Origin of the sequence: Arthrobacter sulfonylureivorans, from assembly GCF_047607445.1 — a bacterium.
In the GTDB taxonomy this organism is placed as follows: Bacteria; Actinomycetota; Actinomycetes; order Actinomycetales; family Micrococcaceae; genus Crystallibacter; species Crystallibacter sulfonylureivorans_A.
The window spans coordinates 23,953-36,434 of sequence record NZ_JBLKRT010000001.1; the positions used below are offsets into that span (position 1 = coordinate 23,953).

At 68.3% G+C, this 12,482-nt stretch carries 13 protein-coding genes; 8 read left to right on the forward strand and 5 right to left on the reverse strand.

The window, feature by feature from the left end; all coding sequences use genetic code 11:
* Window positions 1-127: 127 nt before the first annotated feature.
* Entirely contained in the window at window positions 128-1,714 is a 1,587-nt protein-coding gene (locus ACMX2H_RS00125; protein WP_414958397.1) for an RNB domain-containing ribonuclease, read from the reverse strand.
* Between the two features lie 51 nt (window positions 1,715-1,765).
* On the opposite strand from ACMX2H_RS00125, the gene ACMX2H_RS00130 reads away from it, so the two are divergent.
* Both ACMX2H_RS00130 and ACMX2H_RS00135 read left to right on the forward strand, forming a co-directional pair.
* A complete protein-coding gene (locus tag ACMX2H_RS00130) occupies window positions 1,766-2,461 on the forward strand; it encodes a ferritin-like fold-containing protein (protein WP_414958398.1) in 696 nt (231 codons plus the stop codon).
* 130 nt (window positions 2,462-2,591) lie between these two features.
* On the forward strand, window positions 2,592-2,927 hold the full coding sequence (locus ACMX2H_RS00135) for a 4a-hydroxytetrahydrobiopterin dehydratase (protein WP_414958399.1): 336 nt from the start codon (window positions 2,592-2,594) through the stop codon (window positions 2,925-2,927).
* A gap of 6 nt (window positions 2,928-2,933) precedes the next feature.
* Here the strand turns inward: ACMX2H_RS00135 and ACMX2H_RS00140 are convergent, their stop codons facing one another.
* The 3 genes from ACMX2H_RS00140 to ACMX2H_RS00150 are packed head-to-tail and all read right to left on the reverse strand — an operon-like array spanning window position 2,934 to window position 4,142.
* Window positions 2,934-3,233, reverse strand: coding sequence for a hypothetical protein (locus tag ACMX2H_RS00140; RefSeq protein ID WP_414958400.1), 300 nt, complete (start codon window positions 3,231-3,233; stop codon window positions 2,934-2,936).
* Window positions 3,234-3,238: 5 nt separating this feature from the next.
* Window positions 3,239-3,463 carry a DUF3107 domain-containing protein gene (locus tag ACMX2H_RS00145; protein ID WP_136784705.1) on the reverse strand — a complete coding sequence of 75 codons (225 nt, stop codon included), beginning with the start codon at window positions 3,461-3,463 and terminating at the stop codon, window positions 3,239-3,241.
* Window positions 3,464-3,521: 58 nt separating this feature from the next.
* On the reverse strand, window positions 3,522-4,142 hold the full coding sequence (locus ACMX2H_RS00150) for a TetR/AcrR family transcriptional regulator (protein WP_240691679.1): 621 nt from the start codon (window positions 4,140-4,142) through the stop codon (window positions 3,522-3,524).
* A 109-nt stretch (window positions 4,143-4,251) separates the two neighbouring features.
* Here ACMX2H_RS00150 and moeB point away from each other — a divergent pair, with 109 nt between their 5' ends.
* Window positions 4,252-5,436: a molybdopterin-synthase adenylyltransferase MoeB gene (gene moeB, locus ACMX2H_RS00155; protein WP_414958401.1), complete on the forward strand. Its 1,185-nt coding sequence runs from the start codon at window positions 4,252-4,254 to the stop codon at window positions 5,434-5,436.
* A 51-nt stretch (window positions 5,437-5,487) separates the two neighbouring features.
* On the opposite strand, the gene ACMX2H_RS00160 is transcribed toward moeB, so the two are convergent.
* A complete protein-coding gene (locus ACMX2H_RS00160; protein ID WP_414958402.1) occupies window positions 5,488-6,819 on the reverse strand; it encodes a glutamyl-tRNA reductase in 1,332 nt (443 codons plus the stop codon).
* Between the two features lie 191 nt (window positions 6,820-7,010).
* Between ACMX2H_RS00160 and hemE the strand changes: the two genes are divergently transcribed.
* The 5 genes from hemE (at window position 7,011) to hemC (ending at window position 12,480) form a co-directional block, all read left to right on the forward strand.
* Entirely contained in the window at window positions 7,011-8,072 is a 1,062-nt protein-coding gene (gene hemE / locus ACMX2H_RS00165; protein WP_414958403.1) for a uroporphyrinogen decarboxylase, read from the forward strand.
* Window positions 8,073-8,074: 2 nt separating this feature from the next.
* Window positions 8,075-9,550 (forward strand): protoporphyrinogen oxidase, encoded by a 1,476-nt coding sequence (gene hemG / locus ACMX2H_RS00170; protein WP_414958404.1) that lies wholly within the window; start codon window positions 8,075-8,077, stop codon window positions 9,548-9,550.
* Window positions 9,551-9,614: 64 nt separating this feature from the next.
* Window positions 9,615-10,322 carry a hydrogen peroxide-dependent heme synthase gene (gene hemQ / locus ACMX2H_RS00175; RefSeq protein WP_136784700.1) on the forward strand — a complete coding sequence of 236 codons (708 nt, stop codon included), beginning with the start codon at window positions 9,615-9,617 and terminating at the stop codon, window positions 10,320-10,322.
* Between the two features lie 56 nt (window positions 10,323-10,378).
* On the forward strand, window positions 10,379-11,512 hold the full coding sequence (locus ACMX2H_RS00180) for a ferrochelatase (RefSeq protein WP_414958564.1): 1,134 nt from the start codon (window positions 10,379-10,381) through the stop codon (window positions 11,510-11,512).
* A gap of 2 nt (window positions 11,513-11,514) precedes the next feature.
* The gene (gene hemC / locus ACMX2H_RS00185) at window positions 11,515-12,480 is read left to right on the forward strand and encodes a hydroxymethylbilane synthase (RefSeq protein WP_414958565.1); all 966 of its coding nucleotides are present in this window, start codon (window positions 11,515-11,517) and stop codon (window positions 12,478-12,480) included.
* Window positions 12,481-12,482: the final 2 nt, after the last annotated feature.

Genomic DNA, 12,482 nt, shown 5'->3' on the forward strand with positions numbered 1-12,482 from the left:
TAAGATCGCGTAGGGGCTGATCTGTTGATGGATTCAAATCACTCAATCAACGACCGGGCATCCAGTACTACACGATTAAGTCTACCGGTGCGGGGCAAACCGGGCTTTTCGGCGCACCGAGGGACGGCTATCCGTCGGCCAATTCGAAGCGCAGCCGCCGTTCCTCGATATCCGCCACAGCCAACCGGACGCGCACGGTGGCTCCTGCCTCCAAGATCCCCGTGCATCGTGCGGTGACCGGAGGATCGCTGAGTTGGACCACGCCATACGGCTCTTGGGCGCCATTGCCGTTGCCATTCCCATTGCCGTTGCCGCTGCCTTTGCCGCGGCCCGCCACCAGGACTTTTCCGTTGCCGTTACGGTTGCCTTGGCTCCCGTTTGCGCTGCCGTTTGAACTGCCGTTGCCGTTGCCGTTGCCGTTTGCCGGGCTGCGGGTGCCGGTAATGACCACGGCGTCGAATTCCTCGCCGACCCGGTGGCTGAGCAGCGCCGTTTCCACCGCGTCCAAGGCCGCGCGGTCCACCCGCCCTGCCAGTTGGTCGGAGGCTGCCATCAGCTTGGGCAATTCGTCCAAGGCGTCGCGCGCCCACTGCGGCACCGGCTCGCCAGCGCACAGCGCATGGCAAATCACCAGCACAAACCGGTCCACCAGCCGGCGCAGCGGGGCGGTGGTGTGGGCGTAGGGGGCGGCGATGGCTGCCTGGAGCTGTTCGGCGGGCAATTCGCCGTCGAACGGCGTGTAACCGGCGCCGCGGAACAGTGCCGTGGCCGCATGCATCAGGGCCAGCTGTTGGGGATCGGTGGTGTCCAGGCTGCGCAGGTAGTCGCCGTAGGCCACATCATGCGGCCACGGGAAGCCCAAGGCCTCGGTTTGCCGGCGGTACTGGGCTTCGGCCTCGGCATCGGGGCCCGGCATCGTGCGGAGGATGCCGATCTTGCCTTCCAGCATGATCCGGGCTGCCGCCATTCCGGTCATCAGCGAGATTTGCGCATTCCAATCCTCCACCGGCAGCGGGGGTTTGGTGACAATGAAGTAGTGTCGGCCGTCGTGGGCGATTTCCTGGTCCGGAACATTCAGGCTGGCGCCGCCTCGCTCCCGCTCCAGTTCCACCCGTTTGAGGCCCACTTCCTTCAGCAGCAGCAGGGTGGGTGCCGCGTCGCCTGAATCGATGTCCTGCTGCACCTGCTCATAGTTGAGCTTGGCCCGGCTGCGCACCTTGGCTCGTTCGAGCGTGGCCGCGGTGACGCGGGCACCGGCGTCGAGCTCAAAACGCCACACATAAGCCGAGCGCACCTGGTCCGCCAACAAGGACCCGGCCTGCTCGCCGATGACGTCCGGGTGCAGCGGTATCCGCCCGTCCGGGGCGTAGATGGTTTGACCCCGCCGGCGCGTTTCGGCATCCAGCTCCCCGCCGGCCGCCACGAACGACGGAACATCGGCGATCGCATACCAGACCGTGTAGCCGGCGTTGCCGGACTCGATGTACATCGCCTGGTCCAGGTCGGTGGATGACGGCGGGTCGATGGTGACGAACTCCAGCGACGTCAGATCGGTCTCCGGCAGTTGGTGGGCGGCAACGGCGGCATGCGCTTCGGCCAGTGCGCCCGCGTCGAACTCCTGCGGCAGGTCGAACTCTGTCCGCAGGTCATTCAGCACCCGCGCCAGCAGGTGCTGGGACTCGTTGACCTTCGAATCCAAATGCGGGGACGGCACAGGGTTAGCCTAACGGCAGCCGCGGCGAAATGGGACGCTACCCTTGAATTCATGAGCACCGAGAGCACTGTGCCCGCGGCGGCCGGAGAGGATTCCGACCGCCGCCGGCAATTCCTGATCGATCTGTACGGCGTCATGGCCTACGGCGAATTGTCCGCCTTCGAGCGGTTCTCCTCCGACGCACGCTTTTCGCCCACCTTGCACGACCGCGCTGCGGTGGGGCGGCTTGCCGTGACCGAGTTTGAACATTTTGAGGCGGTGGCCGCCCAGCTGGAGCAACTCGGCGTTGACGTCGAGACCGCGATGGCCCCGTTCCAGCCCTCGATCGATGCTTTCCATGACCGGACGCGGCCGGCCGACTGGTACGAATCCTTGATGAAGGCCTACGTCACCGACGGCGTGTTGGGCGACTTCTACCTGCACATCGCCGGAGCACTCGACAGCGAGACGCAGAAGTTGGTGGCCCGGATCAAGGAAAACACCGAACAGATTTCGATGATCGCAGCCCGGCTCAAGCAGGTGCTCGCCGACGATCCGCGGCTGTCCTCGCGATTGGCCCTGTGGGGGCGCCGCTTGGTCGGCGAGGCGCTGACCCAGGCGCAGCGGATCGGGATTGAGCGTGCCGTCCTGAGCGAGCTGATGCGCGGCCAGGATCCGGACCGGCAGGCCAAGGCCACCGAAGAGCTGTTTGCCCAGCTCACCCAGAACCACTCCCGGCGGATGAACGATCTGGGCCTGACCGCGTGAGCGGAGCCCTTCAAAGCCGGAGGTATCGCCGGTAGGGTGGCGGTCAGGACGGCCCCTCAACAGCATGCGCTGGCTTGGGCGGCGGTGCCGGGCGGCCGTCCCTGGCCGTGCAGTAGACCGGGAGGACAACGTGGGACGTGCCAAGGACGTACTGAGCAGCGAAGAGATCGACCGGCAGCTGGGCGGACTGCCGCAGTGGCGCTACGCAGGGGGAGCGCTGGTCAGCGTGTTCACGCTGGACAACGGGCGCGAGGCCCTGAATTTCATTGCCGCCGTGGGCGACCTCGCCGAGGAGCAGCAGCACCATCCGGACCTGGACTGGCGGTACAACAGAGTGTTCCTGCGGTTCACCTCGCACGACGCCGACGCCGAGGTCACCACACGCGACGTGTCCGCGGCAGCGGCCGTCAGCGTGTTGGCGCGGAAGCTGTCCGCAGACGCGGACCCGGAGGCCTACCCCGGGTAGCCTGGCTCAGCCCAGCAGGGCGGTCAGGCGCTCGGTGTCCCGCTGTACGCGGCGGCGCCCGATCAACCAGGCGCCCGCCGACGCAGCGGGAACGGCTACCGCCATGGGCAGCAGCCACGACAAATAGTGCACGCCGGGCTCGGATGACAGGCCCGCGGCCGTCAGGATGAACCAGAGCAGTACTGCCGATGCCACCGCTATGCCGGGCAGCAGCAGCACGCCATAAGCGCTCCGGCGTGAGTCGACGGCCCACACCGTGAAACCCACGGCGGCGGCTACCAGCACCAGCAGGACCAGCGGCACCATGACGGCTACAGCGCGCCGAAGCCGACGGGACGGGGACCTTCAGCGCCGATTTCGACGTAGGCCAGCACGTTGGACGGAATGATGACCAGGCGCCCCTTGGCATCGGTCAGGCGCAGCTCGGCACCGCCGTTCATGGCCCGGCTGGCAATCTCGGCCACTTCGTCCGGCGACTGCGACGAATCGAGCACAATTTCACGGCCGACGTTCTGCATGCCGATCTTGACTTCCACGCTGATGCCTCCTGCTTGAATGCTGTTTGCGGGTAGGTTCCCTACTGGCGAATCTATCCTAGGGTTCCTTCGGGAAGCGTGAAATTCCGCGCCAAGCTAAACGGTAGATCAGTTCGCTGGCGGCGTCCTGGTCCAGGTCGCCGCCGGCACGCAACCAGTGCCGCGCGCTGATCTGCGCCATGCCGGCCAGGGCACGCCCCAGCAGGGTCGCCTCAACCTCGGACAGCTTGGTGTCCTCGGCGATGACATCGGCGATGGCGCTGGCCAGCCGCGCGTTGAAATCCTCCAGCCGGGAGCTGACATCGGGGTCGTTGTTCAAATCGGATTCAAAGACCAGCCGGTGGGCCTGGCTGTCCTGCGCGATGAACTGGTAGTAGGCCCGGATCGTTGCGTGCACACGCAGTTTGTTGTCCGTGGTCGAATTCAGGGCCGCCATCAGCATGGCATTCAGCGATTCCAAGTGATGGTCCAGCAGCGCCAGGTACAGCTCGCGCTTGCCCGGGAAGTGCTGGTAGAGCACCGGCTTGCTCACGTGGGCGGCGTCGGCAATTTCGTCCATCGCCGCCGCGTGGTAGCCGTTGGCCACAAACACCTCGTGCGCTGCCTGCAGCAGCTGGCGCCGCCGTTCCTCCCGCGGGAGGCGGGTGGGTCTGGCAGCGGGGCGGGGTTCTGTCGTCACGGCGATACACGGCCTCTTCCGGCGCCCGGTCAGGATCGCGGCGCCACAGTAAGTGTCAGTCCCGACCAGTTTACGCATCAGTAACCGCTTAGCGGCGTAGATTGGAACAATGACCACCCAGGGACCCGGGCAGCTGCCGCCGCTGGTGGAGCCGGCGGCATCGCTCACCAAGGACGAGACCGAACGCTACTCGCGGCACTTGATCATTCCGGAAGTCGGCATGCTTGGCCAGCTCCGGCTGAAGAACGCCAAGGTGCTGGTGATCGGCGCCGGCGGCCTGGGTTCGCCGGCCATGCTGTATTTGGCCGCGGCCGGTGTGGGCCGGATTGGGATTGTGGACGACGACGACGTCGAGGCCAGCAACCTGCAGCGCCAGGTCATCCACACCGTGGCCGACCTGGGGCGCAGTAAGGCGGCCTCGGCGCGGGACAGCATTCTGGCGTTGAACCCCGGCGTGGACGTGGTGCTGCATGAAGTGCGGCTGGACTCCGGGAACGCGCTGGACATTTTCGCCGGGTACGACGTGATCCTGGACGGCACGGACAACTTCGCCACCCGGTATCTGGTCAACGACGCCGCCGCGCTGCTGGGGAAACCGTACGTGTGGGGCTCCATCCTGAGATTCGACGGACAGGTCAGCGTCTTCTGGGATGCCTACGGCCCGAACTACCGGGATCTCTACCCGGAGGCGCCCCCGCCCGGCTCGGTGCCGTCCTGTGCCGAGGGCGGCGTGTTGGGCGTGCTGTGCGCCCAGATCGGGTCGGTGATGGTGAATGAGGCGATCAAGCTGATCACCGGTATCGGGCAGACCCTGCTGGGCCGGGTGCTGATCTTCAACGCGCTCCAGATGAGTTGGCGTGAGCTTAAAGTGCGCAAGGATCCGGACGCCGAGCCGATCACCCGACTGGTCGACTACGAGGCCTTTTGCGGCGTGGCCCCGGTGCGGACGGTGGACTCTGACCACGCCGTAGACGCCCGCACGCTCTCCCGCATGTTGGCCGACCGCGAGGCCGGCACGCGGGATTTCCAGCTGATTGATGTCCGGGAGTCCGGCGAATACGAGGTGGTCAGCATTCCGGGTGCGGTTCTCATCCCGAAGGGCCGGATCCTGTCCGGCGAGGCCATCGGTGACCTGCCGCGGGAGCAAGACCTGGTGTTCCACTGCAAGTCGGGAGTGCGCTCATCCGAGGTATTGGAGAGCCTGCTGGCGCAGGGCTACACCCGGGTGTCCCACCTCGACGGCGGAATCCTGGCGTGGGTCAGGGACGTGGAGCCAGCCAAGCCTGTGTACTGAGGCAACGCCCGTCTGTAGCGGGCCAACCGCCGTTGCTCCGGAGGCGGCGGATCAGGCGGTGGCTGCGTCGTCGTCGCGCACCACTGCCACCGGGCACGAGGCGGCATCCGCGGCTGCCGGCAGCGCCGGTTCCTCCACCGTGATGCCGTACAGCGCTTCGAGCGCGGCAAAGTAGCGGTCCTGTTCGCCGTTGGCGGCCAGCTCGCGCGCCCGCACGGTGGGCAGGTGCAGCAGCTGTTTGACCATGCGGCGCATGGCGAATTCGACTTCCTGGGCTGGGCCGGTGCAGCCGTGCTGGGAACGCACCTTTTCCAGTTCGTTCTCCAGCACCTGCATGGTGTGCTTGCGCAGTGCCACGATGGCCGTGTCCACGCTGCGCGCCTGCTGGCTGGCTTCGAAGCTGCGGGCCGCGGTGGCCACGATCTCCGCGGCCTGCTGGACCGATTCGGCCTGTTCCTCGGGGGCGGCCATGCGCACGGATTCCAGCGTGATCAGTTCCACGCCCTCGAGCCCGCCAACGGCAGGGTCGAAGTCGTGGCTCAGCGCCAGGTCGATGATGGTCAGCGGCTTGTCGACGCCGGTGCGCACCTCGGCCACGCGCTCGGCGCTGACCTGGTTGTCGCCGCCGCTGCATCCGATGACCACGTCGGCGGCGGCAATGGCCGGGCCCAGCGCGGCACGGGTCAGCGGCTCGCCGCCCCGGGTTTCGGTGAACGTCTCGGCGCGTCCGGACGAGGAATAGACGCTGATCTGGGTGCAGCCGCGCTCGCGCAGCAGCGCCATGGTGGCTCCGGCATACGCGCCGGTGCCGAAGAGGACAACCCGCTTGCCCGACCAGTCCTTGTCGGCCGCCAGGTCGGTGGCCAAGTCGAGGGCGACGGAAACGATCGAGAGCCCGCGTCCGCCGAGGGCGGTCTGCGTGCCGACATCCTTGGCGGTACGGGAGGCGGTCTGGAACAAGCGGACCAGCCCGCCGCTGGCCGTGCCCTTCTCCTGGGCTTCGATCAGCGCCCGGCGCACCTGGCCGGCCACCTCGCGTTCGCCGACCACTGCGGAATCAAGGCCGGCCCCGACGGCGAACAAGTGACGGGCAACATCTTCGCCGGTATTCAGATCGAAGGAGTCGGCGACCAGCGATTCGTCCAGGCCCGAGCTGCGGCTGATCTGTTCGATGAGGGCGGCGCGGGCGGATTCCAGGTCGGATTCGTTCTCGGCCTCGCAGTACACCTCCACCCGGTTGCAGGTGGCCAGGACGACGGCGCCGGAGACCGGGGACCCGTCTGCGAGCACGCCTGTATCGATCCGGGAGGTGCCGGCGCTCAGGCGGGCCACCGTTTCCAGATCGACCTTGGAATGGGTTGCAACGAGTGAAAGTAAGACCACAGCGCCTCTATCTTAGCGGGAAGGAAGCCTCAGCTCATTCAAGCTTCGCCCATTAACCCTGTGTTAACCTGCCTTCCGCTCCGTCCGCGGCGGTGAGATTGCCCACTTCGGCCTGCGGGGGAGCGGCGTTGCGGCTGGAAGCGCGCCGCCCGGTTGGCCAGAAGTGTGGCCACTGGATGAGAATCTATGTCATGACACTGAATGCTTCCCATCCCTTGGTGGACGGGCGTACCGCTGACTCCGACCTGATCACTGCCTACCGCGGAGGCAAGCCCGGCCGCCGTCCTGTCTGGTTCATGCGGCAGGCCGGCCGGTCACTGCCCGAGTACCGGGAAGCACGCCAGGGCATCGCCATGCTGGATGCCTGCCTCAAGCCGGAGCTGGCCTCCGAGATCACGCTTCAGCCGGTGCGGCGCCACGACGTGGATGCCGGAATCTTCTTCTCCGATATTGTCATCCCCCTGAAGCTGGCCGGGGTTGATGTGGACATCGTCCCCGGTGTGGGGCCGGTCCTGGGTGCTCCGGTCCGCACCGCCGCCGACGTGGCCGCGTTGCCGGAGCTGACGGACGAGGCGCTGGAGCCGATCCGGGAAGCCGTCCGGCTGACCGTGGCGGAGCTCGGCAAGAAGCCGCTGATCGGGTTCGCCGGCGCACCGTTTACGCTCGCGGCATACATGGTGGAGGGCCGGCCGTCCCGCGACCATTTGGGCCCGCGCACCATGATGCATTCAGATCCGGAGACCTGGAACGCGCTGGCCGCCTGGGCCGCTGACGCGTCCGGCAAATTCCTGCGCGCCCAGCTCGAAGCCGGCGCCAGCGCCGGGCAGCTGTTCGATTCCTGGGCCGGTTCGCTCTCGCTGGCGGACTACCGGCGGCGGGTGGCCCCGGCGTCGACCCGCGCCCTGGACCATGTCCGCGATCTGGACGTCCCGCTGGTCCACTTCGGCACCGGCACCTCCGAGCTGCTTGTCGCCATGCGCGACGTTGGTGCCAATGTGATCGGCGTTGACTACCGGCTGCCGCTGGACGAGGCGAACCGCCGGTTGGGCGGCCGCACGCCGCTGCAGGGCAATATCGATCCCGCGCTGCTGTCGGCGCCCTGGGAGGTGCTCGAGGCGCATATCCGCGATGTGCTGGCCGCCGGCAGTGCCGCACCCGGCCACGTGGTCAACCTGGGCCACGGGGTGCCGCCGGAGACCGACCCGACGGTATTGACCCGCGTGGTCGAACTGATCCATTCGGTGGCCCCGTAACCATGCAGCACCCCGTCCCGCAGCACGCCTCCCGGCGCTCCGACCGGCAGGGCGGGCGCAAGCCCAGGCCGAGCACCGCCGTCGTCATCGGTGGCGGCATAGCCGGTCTGGTGTCCGCCCGCGAGCTGGCCCTGGCCGGCGTCGAGGTGACGGTCCTGGAACGCAGCGCCGGCTTCGGCGGCTGCGTGACGCGGCACGAACTTGGCGGGCTGACGCTCGACGCCGGCGCAGAGTCCTTCGCCACCCGCTCCAGCGTGGTCTCCGACCTGGTCGCCGAACTGGGGCTGGGCGCCGACCTGGTGCAGCCGAACCCCGCCGGGGCCTGGATCCAGCTGCCGGAGGGCGCGCAGCGGCTGCCCAAGACGGGTGTGCTCGGCATCCCGGCGGATCTGGCGGATCCGGACGTGGTCCGGGCCATCGGCCGCCGGGCAGCGCTGCGTGCCTCCGGCGACAAGGTCATGCCGCTGGGATCGCTGCTGCGCCGCGAGCAGCTAAGTCTGGGCGAACTGGTGCGAACCCGGATGGGCGATGCCGTGCTCCAGAAACTGGTGGCACCGGTGGTCGGCGGCGTTTACTCGGCGGATCCCGATGTGCTCGAAGTGGATTCGGTGATGCCGGGGCTGCGCGCTTCGGTGGCCTCGCACGGTTCGCTGACTGCTGCCGTGGGCGCCATCCGCAAGGCCGCCCCGGCCGGATCCAATGTGGCAGGCATCGCCGGCGGAATGGGGCGGCTGACCGAAGCGCTGCTGGCCGACCTGAAGACCCGCCACGTTTCCCTGCATGCGGGGGCGGCGGCCACTGCGGTCAGCAAGCACGACGACGGGTGGCTGGTGGAGTCTGAAGCGGGCACCTTCACGGCGGACGCGGTGATGATGGCCGCCGACGGCGGTGCCGCGGTCCGGCTGCTGGCAGGCCCGATGCCGGCGCTGGCCGGACTGGAACCCGAAGCCGGCCCTGCGGTGGCTCTGGTGACTCTGGTGGTGGATCTGCCGGAGCTGGACGCGATGCCGCGCGGCACCGGTCTGCTGGTGGCGCCCTCGGTGCGGGAGATCAAGGCGAAGGCCCTCACCCATGCCACTGCGAAGTGGCCGTGGCTGGCGGACGAGGCCGGCCCGGGCAGCCATGTGCTGCGGCTTTCTTACGGACGCGCGGTGGGGCAGCAGGGAGCCGAGGACTTTACCGGCTGGAACGACGACGCGCTCTACCGGCAGGCGCTGGCGGATGCCACCTCGCTGATGGGCGTGGGCATCGGGGACGACGACGTGGTGGGCTGGAAGGTGGTCCGCTGGGTCGGAGCGCTGCCGTCCGCGACGCTGGGACACCGCGACCGGGTGGCTGCCGTGCGCCGCGAACTGGCCTCCCAGGCGGGCATTGATGCGACCGGCGCTTGGCTTGCCGGCACCGGTTTGGTGGCCGTGGTGGGCGACGCACGCCGCCGCGCGCGGGAGCTCGCCGCCCGGCTGCAACCCGCAGATTGATCTTCTACAATGTGTAGAAGCAAAGTTTTCGATTAATTACGATGCAGAAGGCAGACTGGTAAGCATGAGCGAATCGGCAAAGTCAGAGTCAGCAACCCCCGCCTCCGGCGGCACCGACGAGGAGCTGTTCTACACCCTCTGGACGGTTTTCAAGCGCACCGGTGCGCCGGCGGATCCGTCCGCTGTAGCAGCGTTCGATGACACGGTTGCAGAACTGGCCGGCCGCAAAGTGACGCTGCGCGGCGCCTACGATGTTTCCGCCATGCGCGAAGATGCCGACGTGATGATCTGGCTGCACGGACCGCAGCCGGACGAGCTCCAGGCCGCCGTGCGCGCCATCCGCCGCACCGGGCTGTTCGCCGCCACCGAGCTGGTCTGGTCCGCCATGGGTGTGCATCGCGACGCCGAGTTCAGCAAGAACCATGCGCCGGCCTTCTCGCTGGGCAAGGAGCCGGAAGCCTGGCTCTGCGTCTACCCGTTCGTACGCTCCTACGAGTGGTACCTGCTGCCCGCCGAAGAGCGCGGCAAGATGCTGCGCGACCACGGCATGCTGGGCCGTGACTACCCGCAGGTGCTCGCCAACACCGTGGCCTCGTTCGCCCTGGGGGACTGGGAATGGATCCTGGGCCTGGAAGCTCCCGAGCTGATCGACCTGGTGGACCTGATGCGCCACCTGCGCTACACCGACGCCCGCAACCACGTGCGCGAAGAGATCCCGTTCTACACCGGGAAGCGCATCAGCACCGCCGAAATCGCCGAGGTGCTGCGGTGAGCCAGCCAACCGAACAGTCCTTCGACCCGCGGGCCGGCGTGGCCCCGGACGGGACGATGCAGCCGAAGAAGTACGACGCGCTGCTGCTGGCCTCCTTCGGCGGACCCGAGGGCCAGGACGATGTCATTCCGTTCCTGCGCAACGTCACCAGCGGCCGAGGCATCCCCGACGAACGGCTCGAGGAAGTCGCCACCCACTACCGGGCCAACGGCGGCATCAGCCCGATCAACGCGCAGAACCGTGCGCTGAAATCCGCCCTGGAAGCAGAGCTGGCCCGCCGCGGCATCAACCTCCCGGTGCTCTGGGGAAACCGGAACTGGGATCCCTACATCACCGACGTGTTCAAGGAAGCCTATGCTGCCGGCCACCGCCGGGTGCTCGCCGTGAGCACCAGCGCCTACGCCGGCTATTCCAGCTGCCGCCAGTACCGCGAGGACTTCGGCATGGCACTGGTGGAGACCGGGCTGGCCGGAAAACTGGAAGTGGACAAGGTCCGCCAGTACTTCGACCACCCGGGCTTCGTGGAGCCCTTCGTGGAAGGACTCGCCGACGGCCTGAACAGGGTCCGTGCCGACCTGGCCGCGCAAGGGGCTGCGGACGCTCCGATCCACATCCTGTTCGCCACCCACTCCATTCCGATCGGGGACGCCGAGAACGCCGGCCCGCGCGGTGTGGAGTACGAGGGCGGCAGCGCCTACGTGGCACAGCACCTGGCCACCGCCCGCGCGGTGCTCGAACGGGTGCCGGAAGCTGCCGGCGTCGATTGGTCGCTGGTCTACCAGTCCCGCTCCGGCGCGCCGCACGTGCCGTGGCTGGAACCGGACATTAACGACGCCATCGAGGAACTGCCGGCGCAAGGCGTCAAGGGCGTGGTCATCGTGCCGCTGGGCTTTGTCAGCGACCACATGGAGGTGGTCTGGGACCTGGACACCGAGGCGCTGGAAACATGCCGCACCCTCGGCCTGGCCGCCGCCCGCATCCCCACGCCCGGCGTGCACCAAAAATTCGTCGAGGGTTTGGTGGACCTCGTCTGCGAACGGACGCTGGACCGGCATCAGGCGGAGCGCCCCGCGCTGACCGCGTTGGGCCCGTGGATGGATGTCTGCATGCCCGGCTGCTGCGCCAACCGCCGCGGCGAGAAGCCGACCGTTGCCGGGATGGATTCGACCGTCGGGGTGGCGCAGCCATGACCGTGACCGTCCGCGTGGGCACCCGGGCCAGCGCCCTGGCCGTCACCCAGACCACTACGGTGGCCGAGGCCCTGGCCGCCGGCGGAGCGCTGCAGTACGAACTGGTCCGGATCAAGACCGAGGGCGATGTGCTCAAGGGTTCCTTGGCGCAGATCGGCGGCACCGGTGTGTTCGTCGCCGCGCTGCGCGAGGCCTTGTTGGACGACCGCTGCGACGTGGCCGTGCACTCGCTGAAGGACCTGCCCACCGGCGTCGCGGAGGGGCTGCAGATCGCAGCCATTCCGGTGCGGGTGGACGTCCGGGACGCGCTGTGCGCCCGCGACGGCCTGACCCTTGCCGAACTGCCGGCCGGGGCCAAGGTGGGCACGGGTTCGCCGCGCCGGGCCGCCCAGCTGCGCGCCGCCCGTCCGGATCTGGACGTGGTGGACATCCGCGGCAACGTGGACACCCGGCTGGGACGGGTCAAGGGACTGACCGGTGAGCCGAGGGTGGAAGGGAAGCACGCCGATCTTGATGCCGTCGTGCTCGCCGCCGCCGGACTGGCGCGCCTGGGCCGGACCGAGCATGTCACTGAACTGCTGGACCCGTCGGTCATGCTGCCCGCTCCCGGGCAGGGAGCCCTGGCGGTGGAATGCAGGGTGGCCGATGCCGCAGCCGGGACCGCGCTGGCGGGCGCGCTGGCCGACTACGACGACGCGGAAAGCCGCCTGGCCGTGACTGCCGAGCGCTCGCTGCTGGCGCGTCTGGAAGCCGGCTGCAGCGCTCCAGTGGGCGCGCTGGCACGGGTCGAGGGCGGCAGCCTGGTGCTCAAGGCAGTGGTCTGCAGCCCCGACGGCAGCCGGCTGCTGCACGGCGAGCAGCAGGTACAGGCCGCCGGCTCCGAGGACGCTGTGGCGCTGGGGGCCCGACTGGCTGAAGAGCTGCTGGGCAGGGGCGCCGGCGACCTGATGAGCCAGGCTGGCCGCTGACC

Coding starts and splice junctions, on each gene's coding strand:
- ACMX2H_RS00130 (WP_414958398.1), top strand. CDS start 1,766: ATGAGCACCGAGAGCACTGTGCCCGCGGCGGCCGGAGAGGATTCCGAC.
- ACMX2H_RS00140 (WP_414958400.1), bottom strand. CDS start 3,233: ATGGTGCCGCTGGTCCTGCTGGTGCTGGTAGCCGCCGCCGTGGGTTTC.
- moeB (WP_414958401.1), top strand. CDS start 4,252: ATGACCACCCAGGGACCCGGGCAGCTGCCGCCGCTGGTGGAGCCGGCG.
- hemE (WP_414958403.1), top strand. CDS start 7,011: ATGACACTGAATGCTTCCCATCCCTTGGTGGACGGGCGTACCGCTGAC.
- hemG (WP_414958404.1), top strand. CDS start 8,075: ATGCAGCACCCCGTCCCGCAGCACGCCTCCCGGCGCTCCGACCGGCAG.
- hemQ (WP_136784700.1), top strand. CDS start 9,615: ATGAGCGAATCGGCAAAGTCAGAGTCAGCAACCCCCGCCTCCGGCGGC.
- ACMX2H_RS00180 (WP_414958564.1), top strand. CDS start 10,379: ATGCAGCCGAAGAAGTACGACGCGCTGCTGCTGGCCTCCTTCGGCGGA.